Below are 18,568 nucleotides of genomic sequence, written 5' to 3'. Positions count from 1 at the left end.
TCACGCACGCCCATGCTCTCCCGCTGAGCGTCGCCGCTATTCTGCGGCGGCGACTTTAAGGCTCCTCCGTCGCGAAAACTGCCGGTCGGCGATGACGCCCACGAGGATCACCGATCCCATGACCGCGAAGTTGAGCGAACTCGGAATGCCCAACAGATTGACCAGGTTCTGCAGCACCTGAAGCAGGACAGTGCCGAGCACAACGCCGAGGACGGACCCTTCGCCGCCGCGCAGCGAGCAGCCGCCGAGCACGGCGGCCGCGATGGCGTAGAGTTCGTAGAAACTGCCGTGGGAGGACGGCGAGATCGAGCGCGTGTACATCGCGATGAAGATCGCGGCCACCGCAGTCAGGCCGCAGCAGATGACATAGGCTGTGACGATGACGCGCGACGTGTCGATGCCCGAATGGCGCGCTGCTTCCTCATTGTTGCCGACCGCGAAGAGATGGCGGCCGTAGACCGACCTGTGGAGAACCAACGCCATGACCACGGTCAAGACCACAAAGGCGATGAGGCTGTGCGGAACGCCATAGAAACGTCCGGCCACCAGCCATTCGAGCGTCGGGAAGCTGGCGCCGAATGGGAAACCCGCTGTTGCATCGTCGGTGTAGTAGCGGGCGACACCACGATAGATCAGCAGGCCGCAAAGCGTCACGACGAAGGGCTGCAGCCCGACGCGCGTGATCAGCAGGCCGTGGACCAGGCCGATCAGACAGCCGAGCAGCACGACGATCACGAATGCCGCGCCCGGCGGAACGGTTCCCCCCGCGACAAAGTCGACGAAAATGACCCCCAGCAGCGCGATGACCGAGCCGACGGAAAGCTCGATGCCGCCCGAGATGATGACGAAGGCCTGACCGAGCGCGAAGATGCCGAAGAGGCCGATCAGATTGGCCGTGTTGGACATGTTAACCGGGGACAGAAAACGTGGATTGATGATGGCGACGACGGTGCCGACGACCAGGATCAGGACGAGCAGGCCGAAATCCTTGCGGTTCATTCGGCTGCCTCCCGGCTCGGTGCGCGGCCGACGGCCAGCGACAGAATGTTCTCTTCCGTGAACCGGCTGCGGTCGAGGAAGCCGGCGATCGCGCCTTCATGCATGACCGCGATCCGATCGCTCACGCCGATCGCCTCTTCCATGTCGCTCGAGATCATCAATATGCCCACGCCCTGATCCGCGAGTTCGCGCATGAGACGGTAGATCTCGTTCTTCGCGCCGACATCGATGCCGCGAGTCGGCTCGTCGAAGATGATCAGCCTCGGTTGCATGGACAGCCACTTTGCGAGCACGACTTTCTGCTGGTTGCCGCCGGAAAGCGAACCGACCGGCGACGCGGTGCTCGGGCAGCGTATGTCGAGCCGTTTCTTCTGGACCTCGGCCTGGTCGCGTACTCTGGCGCGGTCGACAACGCCATGGCGTGCAAGAGAGCGAAGGCCGGCCAGGCTGATATTGTCGCGGATGCTGAAGGGCAGGATAAGTCCGGAGCGCTTCCTGTCTTCAGGCACGAGATAGATGCCGCGTTCGATCGCCGCCTTCGGAGAACCGAGCGTGGCCTTCTTGCCGTCGATCCTGATCTCGCCGGACAGCAGGGGATCCAGGCCGAAGATCGTTCGAGCCAGTTCCGTGCGTCCCGAGCCGACCAGGCCGGCGAGGCCGAGGATCTCGCCGCGGCGGACGGACAGGTCGACGGTAATGCCGGGTTTGTATGCCGTGCGTACGCCGACGATCTCGAGCACCGGCTCTCCGGCCGGTGCGGCGGGTGGGCGATAGAGCGTCTTGAGCTCGCGGCCGATCATCAGTCGGATCATCCGATCGGTCTCGATCTCTTGCCGAGGGATCTCGGCGACGCCCCTGCCGTCCCGGAGCACCACGACGCGGTCGGCGATGCGCTTCACCTCACCCAGCCGGTGCGAGATGAAGATGATGGCGACCTTGTCCGCCTTCAGCCTGCCGATCACCCGCAGCAGGCGTTCGGTTTCGGCAACCGTCAGGCTTGATGTCGGCTCGTCCATGATGACCAGCCGCGCGTTGAGGGACAGCGCCTTCGCGATCTCGACGAGCTGCTTCTGGGCAAGCGAGAGCGACGAGACCGGCGAGGAAGCCTTGAAGTCGGCGCCGAGTTGGGAGAGCAGCGGCTGCGCCGAGGCTTCGAGCGCTTTGTGGTCGATCAGCCTCAACGGTCCGCCCCGCAGCGGTTCTCGCCCAATCAGGATGTTCGCCGCGGCGGTGAGATTGTCGAACAGGTTGAGCTCCTGATGCACAAAGGCGATCCCCGCGGTGATGGCGGCCGAAACCGTCAGGGGGCCGACCTCCTTGCCGTCGATCGCGATGGTGCCCGCACTCGGCCCGGTGACGCCGCCCAGAACGTTCATCAAGGTCGATTTGCCGGCACCGTTCTCTCCGATCAGGCCGATGACTTCGCCCTCGGTCACGGAAAGGCTCACCTGCTCCAGAGCCCTCACGCCGGGATAGTGCTTTGAAATGCCTGTCAGCGTCAGAAACGGTTCGGCCATGCGAGGATTATGGTGGCGGCGAGGGTTGCCTTGCAAGGCGGCGATGCAGACCGGCAGGAGATACGTCTGCCGGTCGCTGCTTCGGCGGATCACGGACTCAATTGCCGATCCGCGCCTTGAGTTCGGTCTCGAACGCATCGACATTGGCCTTGTCGATGATCTTGGTGGGCACGATGATCAGCTCGTCGGCGGGCACGACCGATTTGTCGCCTTCGAGATATTTCGCCATCAGCTTCATGCCCTGATATCCCCACTCATAGGGCTGCTGGACGACGGTTGCAGCAACCGATCCCTCACGCACGCCGCCAAGCGTGATCGGATCCTCGTCGAAGGCGACGACGGTGATCGAGCCCAGCTTGCCCGCCTCCTTCAGCACTTCGTAGATGCGCGGCGTGTTGTAGGAGTAGAATCCGACCATGCAGTCGATGTCGGGATTGGCGGCCAGCGCGTCTTCCACGTTGCGCTTGGCGCGGGTCTGGTCGATGTCGTCGCCGCGAACGTCGACCAGTTCGACCTTCGATCCTTCGATCGCCGCCTTCATGCCTTCGATGCGCTCGCGCGCATTGTCGGCGCCGGGCAGTCCCACGAAGCCGATGCACTTGCCGCCGTCAGGCATTGCCTTCAGCGCGATCTCGCCCGCCTGCTTGCCCGCGTCGGTGTTTGACGAGCCGATATAGGCGATGCGGTTGGTATCGGGAGCGTCGCTGTCGGTGGTGAAGAGCGGCACCTGCCCGCCGACGCGGTTCAGTGCCTCGGTCGACGTCTTCGGGTCCACGGCGCTGACCATGATCGCCGAAACGCCCGCGGCCACGAGGTCATCCATCAGGCGTTGCTGCACGGCGGCGGCGGCCTGTTCGGGATATTTGAATTGCAGGTCGTAGTTCGGCAGTTCCTCCTGCGCCTTCTTGACGCCGGCCTCGGCGAGCTTCCAGAAGTCGGAGGCACCGTTGACGACAAAGGCGAGTGCTTTTTTGTCCTGCGCTTCGGCTGACGAAACCGCGAATGCAGCGGTCATCAGCAGGGCGCAACCAGTCAGCTTCAGTCTCATCTGGGTCTCCCTGGTTGATGATGTTTGTCTGCTCGTGCAATCGGTATGGCAGCGATAGGGCTCCCCCTTCCGCTCGTCATGCTGCTGGATCCGGCACCCCGGCGTTCTGAAATGCAGCCAGGGCGTTCCGGCGGTCTTGCCGCCGGAACGCCGGTCGTCAGCTTTACTTGGCGATGCAGGAGTCGACGGTCTCCTGCGTGCATTCGTCGAGGCCGGTATAGATCACCGGCTCGACGGTCTTGCCTTCAATAAGGTCGAGCATGACGGTCGGGGCGCGATAACCCATTTCGAACGGACGTTGCCCGACCTGGACATGGCTGCGGCCTGCCTTGAGGGCCTCCATCTGCGGCGGCAGGGTGTCGCCGGCCACGATAATCAGCTTCCCGGACGCCATCTTGTCCTTCACCTGGTCGGTGACCTGGGCATAGGCCTGCGGGGCGAACTGCGCCCAGCCGCCCTCCAGCACGAAGGCGTCCAGGTCCGGATTGGCGGTGAAGGTGTCGGCCATCTGCTGGTTGGCAAGGTCGGCCTGATCATTGGTGAACAGCGGACATCCGGCGATCTCGGTCCAGCCGTTCTGGCCGGTGAGCTTGTCGGTGCCCTTGGCTCCGGCCAGCGTGTCGCGTGTGCCCGCTGCGCGGGCATTGATGTTGTCGGCGGCGACATTGCCAAGCTGCAGGCAGATCGTGCCGCCGTCCGGCTTCAGCTTCTGCAGATGTTCGGCGAATTTCACGCCCATCAGATAGTTGTCCGTGCCGAGATAGGTCTTGCGCAGCGCGGCATCGTCCGCGCCGAGGTCGGCGTCGATCGTCATCACCGGGATCTTTGGCGCCCTCTCCTTGAGCAGCTTCGCCATCAGCGGCGCATTCGAGGGCGAGATTGCGATTGCCGCGACGTCCGGCCGCGTCAAGAGGTCGTCGACGATCTGTATTTCACCGGCCTCGTCGGCGCTGGAGGCCGGGCCGGTATAGAGGCATTTGTAACCCTTGCCGGCATTCTCGTTGTTCCACTTCTGGCAACCGAGATTGATCTGTTCGAAGAACGGATTGTCGAGGCCCTTCACGACGATCGCAAGGGCCTTGTCTTCGGCCGAAGCGCTTCCCGCAAGCAGGCCAAGGGCAGCCGATGCCAGAAATCCAACAAGCAATTTCCTCATGATTTCCTCCCTGTTGTCTGATTGGCGAAAGCATCCGGGCCGTGCTAGCCCCTGTCACCTCAAGACGACGTATCTCGAACGCGGTCCCCTCAGCCGCGCTCGGCCCGCTATCCAGCACCGTCCGCTTTCGAGGCCAGTATGCGCAAGCCGTGGTGCGAGTCAATATTTGTCCGACAAATCAGACTATAACACCTTATGCGTATATTGACGCTGTTCGCGTTTCCGGCGCTAATAGGCGGGTTGCTCACGGGAGGAGCCGCATGACCGTTCTTCGGCTGGAGGGTATCTCCAAGCATTTCGGCGCCATCCATGCGCTGGACGATGTTTCGCTCTCGCTCAAGGCCGGTGAGGTGGTGGGGCTGATGGGCGACAACGGCGCCGGCAAATCGACGCTTGTGAAGATCATCGCCGGGAACTACCGGCCGACCCACGGGCGCATCTTCGTCGATGGCAAGGAGACGATCTTTCACAGGCCTGTCGAGGCGCGGGAAAGCGGGATCGAAATCGTCTATCAGGATCTGGCGCTCTGCGACAATCTCACGGCGGCGGTGAACGTCTTCCTCGGTCGCGAGCTGACGCGCTGGCTTGGCCCGTTTCGCATCCTCGACTATTCGGCAATGAACCAGACGGCCGCCAGGCTTTTCAGGGAACTGAAGTCGGAAACGCGGCCGCGCTCTCACGTCAAGGAGATGTCGGGCGGCCAACGCCAGGCGGTGGCGATCGCGCGCACGCGCCTTTCATCGGCGAATATCGTGCTGATGGACGAACCGACGGCGGCGATCTCCGTCCGCCAGGTCGCCGAGGTGCTAAACCTCGTACGCGAGTTGAAGCGCCAGGGTGTGGCCGTCGTGCTCATCAGCCACCGCATGCCCGACGTCTTCGCGGTCGCCGACCGCATCGTTGTGCTCCGCCGCGGCACCAAGGTGGCAGACAGGGAGGCCAGCAAGTCGTCGCCGGAAGAGATCACCGGACTGATCACGGGAGCGATCGAAGCCCTATGAACAAGCCCTTCGGACAGACCGACGCCATGCTCGCAGGCACGGACGAGGCGATCGACAGGCAGACCCATACACTGGTCTCCTGGATCCTCGCCAGCCAGGCTTTCTGGGTCTTTCTTGCTGCGGTGGTCGCCTGCCTGTTTCTGAGCCTCGCAACCGACACCTTCGCCACGCCGCAGAACCTCTTCAACGTCACGCGTAACTTCGCTTTCGTGGCGATCGTTGCCCTCGGCATGACGGTGGTCATCATTTCCGGCGGCATAGACCTGTCGGTCGGTTCGACCCTGTGCCTCTCGGCGATGGTATTGGGAATAACCATGGAGGCCGGCCATCCCTTGTGGGCCGGCGTGGCTGCGGGTCTGGCAGTCTCACTGCTGATCGGTCTCATCAACGGCCTGTTGATCGCCTATATCCGCATTCCGCCCTTCGTCGTGACCCTCGGTATGCTGTCCGTCGCGCGAAGTGCCGCCATGATCCTCTCCAACAACAAGATGGTGTTCAGGTTCGGGCCCGACGAGCAGGATCTGTTCTGGTTGGGCGGAGGCTCGACGCTCGGCATCGCCAATCCGGTGATCGTGCTTGTTCTGCTGGCGGTGATAACCGGCCTTATCCTGAAATGGACCCGCTGGGGCTGCCACGTTTTTGCGATCGGCAGCAACGAGAAGGCCGCCGTGCTGACGGGTATCGCGGTGAGGCGCCTGAAGGTCAGCGTCTATATGTTCTCGGCCTTGTTCGCCGGCATTGCCGGCGTGCTGGAGGCCGGCTGGCTCGGCGGCGTCACCACCAATCTCGGCCAGTCGATGGAACTGAGCGTCATTGCGGCGGCTGTGATCGGCGGCGCCAATCTGATGGGCGGCGCCGGGACGGTCTTCGGGTCGGTGGTTGGAGCCGCACTCATCGAGATCGTACGCAACAGTCTGACGCTTCTCGGAATCAGTACGTTCTGGCAGGGTACGTTCGTGGGGAGTTTCATCGTGCTCGCCGTGGCCTTCGATCGCATCAGGGCCAACCGCGGATCGGACAGCTAGAGGCGGACATGGCAGTGGACGAGAGGCGGGGCAGGGCGGCTGCGGACGAACCCGAGCCACAGCCCCAGTCGTCCGGCGGCACGGGGCCGGCCCCGATACGCCGCGGCAAGGCCTCGCGACTTCCCGGCAGCAGCGTCCATGCCTCGATCGCCAACGAGATCGGGCTCAGGATCGTGCGTGGCGACTATCCGCCCGGCGCGATCCTGCCCAACGAGGCGAGATGGGCGAAGATGTTCGATGTCAGCCGGTCCGCCGTGCGCGAGGCGATCAAGATGCTGATGGCCAAAGGACTGCTCAACTCCCGCCCGAAGGTGGGCAGTTGGGTGGAACCGCGCGAGCGCTGGAACCTTCTCGATCGCGACGTACTCACCTGGTACGCCATGTCGCCCGACCGCGAGAAGTTCCTGAAGACGGTGCAGGAGTTCCGCTACCTGATCGAGCCGGAGGCCGCTGCCTTTGCCGCCCGGCGCCGCAGCGAAGAGCAGATGGCCGAGATCAGCGCCGCGTGTCGTGAAATGGGCGAAGCGCGCTCGCTGCCGGAACGCACCGAGGCCGACACCCGCTTTCACCTGGCGATCCTGCGTGCCTCCGGCAACGAATTGCTGGTGCCGCTCGGCGTGCTGATCGAGTCCGCCTTCGATCAGCTCTTCATCTTCGTCACGCGTGAGCAGAACGACTTGGCCCATGCCCAGACACTGCACGAGAATATCGAGAAATGCATCCGGCTGAAGCGGCCGGAAGCCGCGCGCGCAGCGGTACGCAAGCTTCTGGCCAATACCGACGACATCATCGCCGGCGTATCGGGGCGGCCACCTCGGCAGGCGGGGGTCGTCAAGCGGCCCTCGCCGGATCAGTCGTGATACGGCTCGACGAAATTGTGCCTGCCGATCATGAAGGCATCGGCGACATGGCGCAGCGGCGCGATGTCGACATCCGACACGCCCGCCCGCACGATCTCGGCGAAGCGGCGGTAGAGCATCGGATATTCGGCCTCGGCTTCCTCGTGGACGACGCGGCCGTCGATCGCGAGCCTGGCGCCGCCGCCCGATAGCAGCATCGATCCGGCATCCGTCTCGGCAAGGATGTCCCAGCTCTGCGGGCCGGTCTGGCGCCAGTCGAAATCGGCCGTCACCGGGATGCCGTCCGACGTCTTGAAGTCGATCCGCGCCGCGATCGGGGCATGGCGGCCTTCCGGGAAATCGAGCGTGGCCGATGTCGCGAACACCGCGGGAAGGATATGCGTGGCGATCGACAGCGCGTTGATGCCGGGATCGAGGACGCCGAATCCGCCCGGCTGCCAGATCCATTCCTGGTTGGGATGCCAGCGGCGGACATCTTCCTTCCAGTTGATTGCGGCCGACCTGATGCGGGTCGAAGCGAGGAACGTCCTGGCCGCTTCGACCGCGGGCGCGTAGCGCGAATGCCAGCTCGCGAAAAGCGACACGCCCCTGGAGGCCGCGAGGCGGCTCAGAAGCTCGACCTCGCTCACCGTTGCGCCCGGCGGCTTTTCGAGAAAGACGTGCTTGCCGGCTTGAAGCGCCTTGACCGCGGCCTCGAAGCGAAACTGCGGCGGCATGCAGAGCGAAACCGCATCGAGTTCCGGAACCGCATCGATCATGGCATCGATCGAGGGATAGTTCGGGATGTCCTCGACCTTGCCGTGACGGCTGGCTGCCGCAACCAGGCGATAGGCCGGATCTTTTGCCAGGGCAGGCAGGTGCTGGTCGCGGACGATCTTTCCCACGCCGACGATGCCGATCCTGATAGGTGTGTTCGATGCTGCCATGGCGTCCGCCTGCTTGCCGGGATGGCGTGTCATATCAGACGGCCATGCCAGGGCAAAATGGAGATTTGCCGGTGACAATGCTCGTTGTCGGAAGCTTCCGAAGATCGCCTGTAGCGCGGCATCATCGCATCGCGCGTGAGCGTGGCCAGTTCGCTATCTCCGGCATGGTCGGGAATGAGCCAGAGCATCTTCTCGATCTCGGCCATTGCCACCGGTTCGCCTGGCTGCGTCAATTCGAACAGTTCGCCTTCGACCATCGAGCCGGGCTCGTTCGCCACCGGCGCGGTGATGCGGCCGATGTGGGTCGGCGCGTCGCCGGCAATCACGACGCCCAACTCCTCGCGCAATTCCCGCACCATGGCATTGACGGGAAGCTCGCAGATCTCGATCTTTCCGCCAGGCTGCATGAAAGCGGATGCTCCGCGCTTGCGCACGAGCAGGAGGTTCCACTTCGCATCTCGGATGACGGCGGCCGCGATTTCTGATCGTCGGATCGGTCATAGCCTGGACGACTCGCAAAGTGGAGATCGACTTCATGTTCGCGCCAAGGTCCATCGCCAACCTCGCCAAGCCCGAATTCCATCGGGAACTCGCGGATCAACTGACGGGACTGCTGACAGGCGAGAGCGATCCGATCGCAAACGCGGCCAACACTTCCGCGCTGATCTTCGAAGCGATGCCTGACTTGAACTGGGCCGGGTTCTATTTTCTGCGTACGCCCGGAGAGCTGGTTCTCGGACCGTTCCAAGGCAAGCCGGCCTGCGTGCGCATCGCCGTCGGACGCGGCGTCTGCGGCGCGGCGGTCGAGCGCGGGGCCTCGGTGCTCGTCGAGGACGTGCACGACTTTCCCGGACACATTGCCTGCGATGCCGCTTCGCGATCGGAACTCGTGGTGCCGCTCATCCGCGACGGCAAGGTTTTCGGCGTTCTTGATCTGGATAGCCCTTCGCCGGGCCGGTTCGATGGCGACGATCAGGCCGGTGTCGAACGGCTTGCGGCGATCTATGTCGCCGCAAGTTCTCCGCTCGCGTAACCCTTCTTCGGCCCGGGTCGCGATACGTCGATCTGGCGGACGAATTCGCGTTCGGCTGCCGTGACATAATGCTCCTTGTGGCGCAGCAGGAAGAACCGGCGGCGCGGCACCGGATAGTCGATGGCCTGCAGCCGGCCGGCGAGGAGCGCGCTCACGGCAACCAGCTTCGAGATCACCGTAACGCCGGCGCCAGCCTCCACGGCCCCAAGGACGGATTCGTTGGTCGGCAGAACCACCGCGATCTCGATGTCGGACATGGGGATCGCCTGTTCCTTGAGCATGGCCGCCAATATGGAGCGGGTGCCGGAGCCGAACTCGCGCAGCACCCAGGGAGATGACCTCAGCGCGATCCGTTCGCTCCGCGCCGCCTTGCCCCAGTCATGGCCGATGGGGGCGATGAGCACCATCTCGTCCTCTGCGATCGCCCGCACCGACAGCGTCGGATCGTCGATCTCGCCCTCGACGAATCCGAGATTGGCGGTGCCGTCGCGCACCATGGCGGCCACGGTCTCGGTATTGCCCATGGTGAGTCCTATCGAGAGGCCGGGATAGGCCGAGCGGAACGCCTGGATATGTCTCGGCAGCCAGTAGTTCCCGACGGTCTGGCTGGCGGCGAGGTGGAGCGAGCCACGCTTCAGGCCGGCGAGATCGGCCAGCACCAACTCAGCTGCCGAAGCCCGCGCCAGCACGGCTTTGGCCTCGATGAGGAAGAGACGTCCGGCGTCCGTCAGGGCAATGCGTCGTCCGACCCTGTCGAAGAGTTTCGTCGCATAGCGTGCTTCCAGCGCGGCGACGGCGGCACTGGTCGCCGACTGCGTGAGGTTCAGGTCGCGGGCAGCCTGCGTCACGTGTTCGCGTTCGGCCACGGCCACGAAGATGCGCAACTGTTCCAGCGTCATGCTCTTCCTTTAAAGTACAAGCTTTACGAGCGACAGGGTGAAGCCGGCGATAAACAGAAACGCCGAAAGCGCAAGGATCAACGGGCGAAGGCCACGCGAGCGGATTTCGCCTATGTCGGCCTGAAGCCCGAGTGCGGCGAGCCCGATCGAAAGCAGCATCGTGGTGACGGTGGCCGCCGCTGCCTTCGCCTCGGCCGGAATTTCAACGACGCTGTTGAGGGTCGCCGTTCCGATGAAGGCGAACACGAACCAGGGCACCGGCGCCCGGGCGCCCGTGCCGCCGGCAACGCTCCGGCGTGCGCAAAAGCCGAGAGCGACAAGCATCGGCGCCAGCATCGCCACCCGCGCGAGCTTGGCGACAGTTCCGGTCTCACCGGCTGCCGCACCGTATTGGAAGCCGGCGCCGACGACCTGGGCGACCTCGTGGATGGCGGCGCCCGCCCACAGGCCAAAACGGTGCTGGTCGAGATCGAGCAGCGGCGCGAGCGCCGGCAGCAGGAACATGGCGATCGTGCCGAACAGGGTGATCGCCGCGACTGCATAGGCGACGTCCTCGTCGCGCCCGGCGACGACGGAATTCGCCGCCACGATTGCGGATGCCCCGCATATGGACGTGCCCGCCGCGATCAGGCTCGCCAGGCCGCGCTCGACGCCGATCAGCCTGCCGAGGAACACGGTGAACAGGAATGTCGCGACCAGGGTAAGCGCGACGACGCCGATGCCGGCCGCACCGATCGACGTCACCTGGCCGATCGTGAGCTGGAAGCCGAGGAGCACGATGGCCAGCCGCAGCAGGCTGCGCTGGCAAAAGGCGACGCCGGCCTTGGCCTGCGCGGGCATGCCGACCACGTTGGAGAACACCATGCCTGCGATGACTGCCAGGATCATCGGGCTGAAGACCGCAATGCCGGGAAGCTCGCGCAGGGAAAACGCGACGGCGGCAGCCATCGCGGAAAGAACGACCCCCGGCAGCAGAGCGAGCGGGTAGGATGCGGCCGGCGGCAGGGCCCGGGCCGGATTGCGCGAAGAGGAGCCCGCAAGCTCGGGCAGTGAGGAAATCGAAGACACGATGATGCTCCAGGAATGTCCGACTTGGAGTCGCATTCCAGGGGCTGCCTTTCCAACGCATTCTAGGCGTCAGAACATTCGCTTTTTCCGAACGATTGTACCGAGCCGACCAAATGGCGAGGAGCGACCTGACCGGACGGCCCCGCCGGGACGTCGGCGGGCGACAACGTTCCGGCGTCGGCGAAACCTCAGTTCGTGGCCTTGGCCTCCGACACCAGGACCGGATCGGCTCGGTAAAGGTCGGGGAAGATGCGTTTCAGATTCTCGATCTTCGGCAGGTCGTTATAGACGATGTAGGGATAGTCGGGATTGAGCGTCATGAAGTCCTGGTGATATGCCTCCGCGGGATAAAACGCCTTGCCGGGCTCGATGCTTGTGACGATGTCGGCGCGGAAGACCCCGGCCTTGTCGAGCTGGGCGATGTAGGCCTTGGCAACTTTGGCCTGCTCGCCATCCAGCGGGAAGATGGCGGAGCGGTATTGTGTGCCGCGGTCCGGCCCCTGGCGGTTGAGTGTGGTCGGGTCATGCGCGACCGAGAAGTAGATCTGCAGGATGCGGCCATAGCTGATCTTGCGGGGATCATAGGTGATCTGCACGGCTTCGGCATGTCCGGTCCTGCCTTTGGTGACCACGTCGTAGCGCGCCGTGTCTCGTCCGCCGCCGGCGTAGCCCGAGACCGCATTGCTGACGCCGGCCACATGCTGGAAGACGCCCTGCACGCCCCAGAAGCATCCGCCGGCCAGGACGGCGACCTCGGTGCCGCCACGGTCGGCCGCCTCGTCCAACCCGGGAGCAGGGATTGGAATGCCTTCCTGCGCCGGCGCCTCCAGGCTGATGAAGGCAGCGGCTCCCGCCAGCGGGAGCGCCAGAAGCAGAGCCGCCATGGCGCTTCGGGAAAAGGCCCGTTCCGTGGATGTCGCACGTGCACTGGTCATCGATCGCCTCCGCGTTCAGCCGGATGGGAGCGCCTTGAGCCCTCGGAACCGCCGTTCCATGGACGGTACTTCGTGCACGGATACGGTGCGGCAAGTCGATTTGTTACGATGCGGGCGAAGATCACGCCCATTTGAATGCACGTCTTCGTGGATCGGAAGGCTCGTTCGGCTCGTCGCCACAATCCGCGCGGCATTGCTTGCGCCCGCCGACCGGCATTTCCATCCGGGCCGGCGTGTGAGCATTTGTGCCGGCCGACGGCTGCATCTTGCCGATCACGCTTCCATTGTTATGTTCAAGCGGATATATCGATCGGGCGGATTTGGAGCGATGTCGTTCACGAGGGAGCATCGTCATGCCGGGTAGGCGAGGAACTGGATTTTGGCTGGCCGCTGCGATCGGCAGCGCCGTGATGCTGACGGCACCGGGCGCCATGGCGGCAGACAAGCTCACCGTCTTCGCCGCCGCCAGCCTCAAGAATGCGCTCGACGCGGTCAGCGCGGCGTGCGAGGCCGATGTCGGCGAGAAGGCGACCATTTCCTATGCGGCGAGCTCGGCACTTGCCAGGCAGATCGAGCAGGGGGCTCCGGCCGACGTCTTCATGTCGGCGGATCTCGACTGGATGAAGTATCTCTCCGAAAGGGGCCTGATCAGGAAGGACACGGAGACCCATTTGCTCGGCAACAGCATCGTGCTGATCGCGCCGGCCGATTCCACCGCCTCTGCGGAGATCGCGCCGAATTTCGACCTTGCCGGTCTCGTCGGCAACGGCCGGCTCGCCATGGCCAATGTCGATGCCGTGCCGGCCGGCAAATATGGCAAGGCCGCGCTGGAGAAGCTCGGCGTCTGGGGATCGGTCGAAGGCAAGGTAGCCCAGGCCGAGAATGTGCGGGCAGCGCTCGCGCTGGTCTCGACCGGCGAGGCGCCGCTCGGCATCGTCTACAAGACCGATGCCGCGGCGGACCCGAAGGTGAAGGTCGTCGGAACCTTCCCTGCCGGCTCCCATCCTGCGATCATCTATCCCGTGGCGCAGACCGCCGAATCGAGCGACGGCGACACGCCGGAATTCCTGAAATGCCTTGCCTCCGACAAGGCCAGGGAACTGTTCGAGAAGCACGGTTTCACTGTGCTGGTGGTGAATGGTGAATAGTAAAATGGTGAATGGTAAATCTGTCTCGCCGGATTTCGACGCTGCAGCCCTTTCCGTTCACCATTCACCATTCACCATTTCACCATTCACCAGGGGCACCGATCACCACCAGGCTGAAAGATGGCATGGCTGAACCTCACGCCCGACGAGTGGACCGCGGTCCGGCTGTCCATCAAGGTGGCGAGTTGGGCCATGGTGGCGAGTTTGCCGCCGGGGATTGTCATTGCGCATCTGCTCGCCCGCGGCAGGTTCTGGGGCAAGTCCGTGCTGAACGGCATCGTGCACCTGCCGTTGATCCTGCCGCCGGTGGTGACGGGCTATCTGCTGCTGCTGACCTTCGGACGACGGGGACCCATTGGCGCCTTTCTGGCCGACAATTTCGGCATCGTCTTCTCCTTTCGCTGGACCGGAGCCGCGCTTGCCTGCGGCGTAATGGGCTTTCCGCTGATGGTGCGCGCCATCCGCCTGTCGATCGAGGCGGTCGACCGCAAGCTCGAGGCGGCGGCCGGCACGCTGGGCGCCAACCCGCTCTGGGTCTTCGGCACGATCACCCTGCCGCTGATCCTGCCCGGCATCATCGCCGGCATGATCCTTTCCTTCGCCAAGGCGATGGGTGAGTTCGGCGCCACCATTACCTTCGTCTCCAACATTCCCGGCGAGACGCAGACCTTGCCCTCGGCGATCTACACCTTCACCCAGGTGCCCGGCGGCGATGCCGGTGCATTGCGGCTGACCCTGATCTCGATCGGCATCGCCATGATCGCGCTCGTCGTGTCCGAGCTGCTGGCCCGGCGTGTCGGCCGGCGGATGGATGTCGAATGACGCTCTGCGTGGACCTGCGTCATCGGCTCGGCGCCTTCGATCTCGACGTGGCCTTCGAGAGCAGCGGCCGGCTGACGGCTCTGTTTGGTCCCTCGGGCTCCGGCAAGACTTCGCTGGTGAACCTTATCGGCGGGCTGATGCGACCCGACAAGGGCAGGATCGTCGCGGACGGACGTGTGTTCGTCGATACGTCGGCCAGGAGCTTCCTGCCGAAACATCGCCGCCGCATCGGCTATGTGTTCCAGGATGCGCGGCTGTTCCCGCATATGTCCGTGAGCCAGAACCTGCGCTACGGACGATTTTTTACGCCGGCCGCCGAGCGTTATGCCGAGATGGACGCGATCGTCGAACTGCTCGGCATCGGCCATCTGCTGGATCGTCGCCCGGCCGCACTTTCGGGAGGCGAGAAGCAGCGGGTCGCCATCGGCCGGGCGCTGATCGCGAGCCCCAGGCTGATCCTGATGGACGAGCCGCTGGCTTCGCTCGACGAGGCTCGCAAGGCGGAGATCCTGCCCTATATCGAGCGGCTGCGCGACGAGGCCGGCGTGCCGATCGTCTATGTCAGCCATTCGGTGGCCGAGGTGGCGCGGCTGGCGACCGACATCGTCGTGCTCGCTTCGGGCAAGGTGACGGCTGCCGGGCCGACATCGGACATCGTGCAACGGCTCGATCTGCTCCCGGAGGAGGAGCGCAGGGAGGGTGGCGCTGTCCTGGACATGCAGGTGGTATCGCACGATGCAGCCTTCGGCATGACGCTGCTTGCTTCCGCGGCAGGCGAGATCCGCGTGCCCGCGCTTGCCGTGCCCGAGGGCCGCATGGTCAGGCTGCTTGTCCGCGCGCGCGACGTCATGATCGCAACGGAGAAGCCGCGCGGCTTCAGCGCCCTCAACATCCTTGCGGGCAACATCGTATCGGTCGAGCCGAGCAACGGAGTGCTGGCGGATGTGCGCATGGATTGCCACGGCCAGACGATCGTTGCGCGCATTACCCGGCAGTCGGTGCACGATCTCGGACTGGCTGCAGGCAAGCCGGTCTTCGCTGTCGTGAAGTCGGTGACCTTCGACCGGTCCGGCGTGGCGCCGCGACGGCTCCATTCGGAGAGATCCGTTATGTTATATTTGACATAACGACATCGTGAAGGCCAGTCTGGTAGAAATTTGGACCCAAGCAGGAATGGGTGGCTTCGCCCACGCTTCACCTGCCTGACCAATTCTCTTGCCGCAGGTTTTTTTCGGAAAACCGTGGGACACTTTTCCGAAACCTGCTTGAACGCCGGAGTGACATGATTTGCCTTCGCTCAGCCTGCGGATAAATCTCGATCCCGACGGCCGAATCGGCCCCGGCAAGATCGAGCTTCTGGAGCAGATCGCCGCTTTCGGCTCGATCTCGGCCGCGGCGCGGCGCATGAGCATGTCCTACAAGCACGCCTGGGACCTGGTCGAGGAGATGAACAAGCTCTTCGGCAAGCCGGTGGTCTCGGCGCAGACCGGCGGGAAGCGCGGCGGCGGCGCCCAGCTCACACCGGTCGGGCTCGCCGTGGTCGCCCGGTTTCGCGCCATAGAGCGCGCCGCAACCTCGGCGGCCGAGCCGCATATGATCGCACTGCAGGCAGAGATCGAGGCCGGCTGAACGGCCTGGCGGGCGCCGTCGGCATATCTGCATTCCAGGCAAAGAAAAAGCGCCGTCGGGGAGGAGGATCGACGGCGCTTCATCTAACGTGGCGATCTGGGAGGAGGAACGATCGCCAACACCAATCAGATAGTATTTGCCGCCTGATTCGACAATAGTCGCTCCCGCATTTTTCGAGCGCAAAGTTGTCGCAGGATTTGGATGACAGGCAGGGCATGCGACGTGAGATGCGGGCAAAGAAAAAGCGCCGTCGGGGAGGAGGATCGACGGCGCTTCATCTGGCGCGGTGATCTGGGAGGAGGAAGATCACCGACGACGCTGAGATAGGATGCAGCCTTCTTGGTTGCAACCCTTCCAGCATGCATGCCTGCATTGCAAAATTGTCGCATGTCCTTGTGCCCCTGCTGTGCCGGAGGCAGGTGCAAGGCTGGAGAGATCGCAATCCGCCCAACCAACCGACCACACGACAGGAGCAGGCAGGTGCCTGGACTTCGGCGAAGGCTGGCGATCGGCACCGATAGCACCTCGCGCCGGACAGGCCGCACCTTGTTGTCACCACAGGGATCGGCTAGCAAAACCCACGCATTACAGATTATTCCGGTATCTTTCTCGTCGAGCCGGCAGTCATGGCCTCCAACTCGATGATACGGGGCAACGCATGCAGCTTCGCCATCTCAGCACATTTGCAGCGGTTGCCGACACGCTCAACTTTACGCGCGCGGCTGAACGCGTCCATCTTTCCCAGTCAAGTGTCACTGAACAGATCCAGTCGCTGGAGGCCGAGCTTGGCGCGCGGCTCTTCGATCGTTCACGCAGGAGGCTTTCGCTCACTCCAGCGGGGCAGCGCCTGCAAGCCTTTGCAGCAGAATTGCTCAAACTGGCCGGGGAAGCACGCGCAGCCGTTGCCGAGGCTTCCGATACGGTTGCCGGGAGCCTCGTCATCGGCGGCCTTGAAACGCTTTGTGCGGTCCGGCTGCCGGAACTGATTGCGGAATTCCATCGCCGACACGCTGCGGTGGAACTGACCCTGAAGACCGCTGACAGCGGCAGCCTGCGCCGCGGGATAAGGAACGGCGACCTCGACGCAGGCTTCTTCTTCGGCGAGGCGCCGGAAGAGACGGATGTCCGGAGCGAAGCGCTGGCCGAGGAGCAACTGTTGATCATCCTGCCGCCGAACCATCGATTGGCTGGACGCACGGAAGTCGGGCCCGAGGATCTTGCCAACGACGCCTTCCTGGTAACCCAGCCCGGCTGTATCTATCGAAGGATGTTCGACGAGGCTTTTGCAATACTCCCGAAACGCCCGAAACCGATGGGAGAGTTCGCAAGCCTGGGTTTGATCCGGGGACTTGTCGAGGCGGGCCTCGGTTGCGCGCTGGTTCCCCGATCGGCCCTCGCCAAGCACCCTGGCCATGTTGTCGCAATTCCTTGGTCGGGCCGGCGCCGGACAGCGCCTGTCACCATGATGTGGCGGCATCGGCGCGTGTATGCTCCGGCGCTGGCGGCGTTCCTCGCCACGGCCAGGGAGTGCCTTTAACGATCAGACCAGACGTTGGCCGCCGTCGACATGGACCACCGTTCCGGAGATGAATCCGTTCCGGATGATCGACTCGATTGCGTGCGCGATGTCGTCCGCCTGGCCGATTCTTCCGACCGGCAGCCGCTTTGCCATGGCTTCCAAGGCCGCCTTCTTCCCTTCTCCGGCGACCGAATCCCAGATCGGCGTGTCCACCCATCCCGGTGAAACGGCATTCACGCGTACCGGCGCCAGTTCGATCGCGAGCGCGTAGACGAGCGATTCGATCGCTCCGTTGATCGCAGCCACGACTGATCCGTTCGGCGCCGGCCGATAGGCCGCGATGCCTGAGGTGAAGGTGATCGACCCACCGGGAGCCAGCCGGGGAGCGCCATGCTTGGCCAGCAGAAGCGGCGCAATCACTTTCGAGTCGACAACGCGACGCGCAATCGACAGGTCCATGTCGGGCAGCGGCACGTAGACCCCGCCCACGTCTGCGGCGGTCGAGACGATGTGATGCAGGTTGCCGACCGATCGAAACAGTTGCTCCACTTGATCTTCGCGCGTGGCGTCTGCCGTGGCCGTTTGAAGCGACGACACTTTGCCGAGCTTTTCCCGGGCCTGTGACAGCCGTTCGGAAGAACGGCCGACAATCGTGACCACAACTCCTGACGTGAGCAGTCTCCCGGCAAGAGCCAACCCCATGCCGGAACTGCCGCCGACGATAACGACGTGCTCGCGAGTTTCCGCCAAAACCAGTCTCCTTCAACCTGTTGCGGGCGCAGTAACCGCGCCGAATGACCGGAGATCTACCCGGCCGGGGGCGGCGAAAGGAAACGGGAACATACGATTGTGGCGATCGGAGAATCCGATGCCCGGCAAGCGCCGCATCAAGTGCGGCCAGCGTGCCGAGGGCTCCGTCGCGCCCGCGCCTTCCCGGAATGCCGGGATGCACATGACGGTTTGGCTGCGCTATAGCTGTTTGC

At 64.0% G+C, this 18,568-nt stretch carries 19 protein-coding genes; 9 read left to right on the top strand and 10 right to left on the bottom strand.

Annotated features, from left to right (window positions below):
- Nucleotides 1-36 precede the first annotated feature (36 nt).
- From JN280_RS31575 to JN280_RS31560, 4 genes are all read right to left on the bottom strand, one after another.
- A complete protein-coding gene (locus JN280_RS31575; protein ID WP_202308111.1) occupies nt 37-999 on the bottom strand; it encodes an ABC transporter permease in 963 nt (320 codons plus the stop codon).
- On the bottom strand, nt 996-2,516 hold the full coding sequence (locus JN280_RS31570) for a sugar ABC transporter ATP-binding protein (RefSeq protein WP_202308110.1): 1,521 nt from the start codon (nt 2,514-2,516) through the stop codon (nt 996-998). Before JN280_RS31570 ends, JN280_RS31575 begins: the two co-directional genes overlap by 4 nt.
- A gap of 97 nt (nt 2,517-2,613) precedes the next feature.
- Entirely contained in the window at nt 2,614-3,531 is a 918-nt protein-coding gene (locus tag JN280_RS31565; protein ID WP_244743648.1) for a sugar-binding protein, read from the bottom strand.
- 196 nt (nt 3,532-3,727) lie between these two features.
- A complete protein-coding gene (locus JN280_RS31560) occupies nt 3,728-4,720 on the bottom strand; it encodes a substrate-binding domain-containing protein (RefSeq protein ID WP_202308107.1) in 993 nt (330 codons plus the stop codon).
- Nucleotides 4,721-4,980: 260 nt separating this feature from the next.
- Between JN280_RS31560 and JN280_RS31555 the strand changes: the two genes are divergently transcribed.
- From JN280_RS31555 to JN280_RS31545, 3 genes are read left to right on the top strand one after another with little or no spacing between them, the layout of a single operon-like run.
- Entirely contained in the window at nt 4,981-5,721 is a 741-nt protein-coding gene (locus tag JN280_RS31555; protein ID WP_202308105.1) for an ATP-binding cassette domain-containing protein, read from the top strand.
- Nucleotides 5,722-5,747: 26 nt separating this feature from the next.
- Nucleotides 5,748-6,746 (top strand): ABC transporter permease, encoded by a 999-nt coding sequence (locus JN280_RS31550; RefSeq protein ID WP_202315156.1) that lies wholly within the window; start codon nt 5,748-5,750, stop codon nt 6,744-6,746.
- An 8-nt stretch (nt 6,747-6,754) separates the two neighbouring features.
- Nucleotides 6,755-7,606 (top strand): FadR/GntR family transcriptional regulator, encoded by an 852-nt coding sequence (locus JN280_RS31545; protein ID WP_202308103.1) that lies wholly within the window; start codon nt 6,755-6,757, stop codon nt 7,604-7,606.
- Here the strand turns inward: JN280_RS31545 and JN280_RS31540 are convergent.
- Nucleotides 7,597-8,532 carry a Gfo/Idh/MocA family protein gene (locus tag JN280_RS31540; RefSeq protein ID WP_202308101.1) on the bottom strand — a complete coding sequence of 312 codons (936 nt, stop codon included), beginning with the start codon at nt 8,530-8,532 and terminating at the stop codon, nt 7,597-7,599. The genes JN280_RS31545 and JN280_RS31540 overlap by 10 nt on opposite strands.
- Nucleotides 8,533-8,561: 29 nt before the next feature.
- On the bottom strand, nt 8,562-8,996 hold the full coding sequence (locus JN280_RS31535; RefSeq protein WP_274609107.1) for an NUDIX hydrolase: 435 nt from the start codon (nt 8,994-8,996) through the stop codon (nt 8,562-8,564).
- A gap of 71 nt (nt 8,997-9,067) precedes the next feature.
- On the opposite strand from JN280_RS31535, the gene JN280_RS31530 reads away from it, so the two are divergent.
- Nucleotides 9,068-9,565: a GAF domain-containing protein gene (locus JN280_RS31530; RefSeq protein WP_202308099.1), complete on the top strand. Its 498-nt coding sequence runs from the start codon at nt 9,068-9,070 to the stop codon at nt 9,563-9,565.
- On the opposite strand, the gene JN280_RS31525 is transcribed toward JN280_RS31530, so the two are convergent.
- From JN280_RS31525 to msrA, 3 genes are all read right to left on the bottom strand, one after another.
- A complete protein-coding gene (locus JN280_RS31525) occupies nt 9,535-10,464 on the bottom strand; it encodes a LysR family transcriptional regulator (protein ID WP_202308097.1) in 930 nt (309 codons plus the stop codon). The two genes, JN280_RS31530 and JN280_RS31525, sit on opposite strands and share 31 nt — an antisense overlap.
- A gap of 9 nt (nt 10,465-10,473) precedes the next feature.
- The gene (locus tag JN280_RS31520) at nt 10,474-11,523 is read right to left on the bottom strand and encodes a YeiH family protein (RefSeq protein ID WP_446720771.1); all 1,050 of its coding nucleotides are present in this window, start codon (nt 11,521-11,523) and stop codon (nt 10,474-10,476) included.
- A gap of 197 nt (nt 11,524-11,720) precedes the next feature.
- A complete protein-coding gene (gene msrA, locus JN280_RS31515) occupies nt 11,721-12,467 on the bottom strand; it encodes a peptide-methionine (S)-S-oxide reductase MsrA (RefSeq protein ID WP_202308093.1) in 747 nt (248 codons plus the stop codon).
- A 353-nt stretch (nt 12,468-12,820) separates the two neighbouring features.
- Here msrA and modA point away from each other — a divergent pair, with 353 nt between their 5' ends.
- The 5 genes from modA (at nt 12,821) to JN280_RS31490 (ending at nt 17,603) form a co-directional block, all read left to right on the top strand.
- Nucleotides 12,821-13,615: a molybdate ABC transporter substrate-binding protein gene (gene modA / locus JN280_RS31510; RefSeq protein ID WP_202308091.1), complete on the top strand. Its 795-nt coding sequence runs from the start codon at nt 12,821-12,823 to the stop codon at nt 13,613-13,615.
- A 120-nt stretch (nt 13,616-13,735) separates the two neighbouring features.
- Complete coding sequence (gene modB / locus JN280_RS31505) at nt 13,736-14,437, top strand: molybdate ABC transporter permease subunit (protein ID WP_202308089.1); 702 nt, start codon at nt 13,736-13,738, stop codon at nt 14,435-14,437.
- Nucleotides 14,434-15,564, top strand: a complete 1,131-nt coding sequence (modC, locus tag JN280_RS31500) for a molybdenum ABC transporter ATP-binding protein (RefSeq protein WP_202308087.1) — start codon at nt 14,434-14,436, stop codon at nt 15,562-15,564. Before modB ends, modC begins: the two co-directional genes overlap by 4 nt.
- 160 nt (nt 15,565-15,724) lie before the next feature.
- A complete protein-coding gene (locus tag JN280_RS31495) occupies nt 15,725-16,066 on the top strand; it encodes a winged helix-turn-helix domain-containing protein (protein ID WP_202308085.1) in 342 nt (113 codons plus the stop codon).
- A gap of 328 nt (nt 16,067-16,394) precedes the next feature.
- A complete protein-coding gene (locus tag JN280_RS31490; RefSeq protein WP_244742345.1) occupies nt 16,395-17,603 on the top strand; it encodes a LysR family transcriptional regulator in 1,209 nt (402 codons plus the stop codon).
- 3 nt (nt 17,604-17,606) lie between these two features.
- Here the strand turns inward: JN280_RS31490 and JN280_RS31485 are convergent, their stop codons facing one another.
- Nucleotides 17,607-18,335 carry an SDR family oxidoreductase gene (locus JN280_RS31485; RefSeq protein ID WP_446720794.1) on the bottom strand — a complete coding sequence of 243 codons (729 nt, stop codon included), beginning with the start codon at nt 18,333-18,335 and terminating at the stop codon, nt 17,607-17,609.
- Between the last annotated feature and the right edge of the window lie 233 nt (nt 18,336-18,568).

The sequence above is a fragment of the Mesorhizobium sp. L-8-10 genome, assembly GCF_016756635.1.
GTDB lineage: Bacteria > Pseudomonadota > Alphaproteobacteria > Rhizobiales > Rhizobiaceae.
This window is presented reverse-complemented; position numbering and strand designations above follow the sequence as displayed.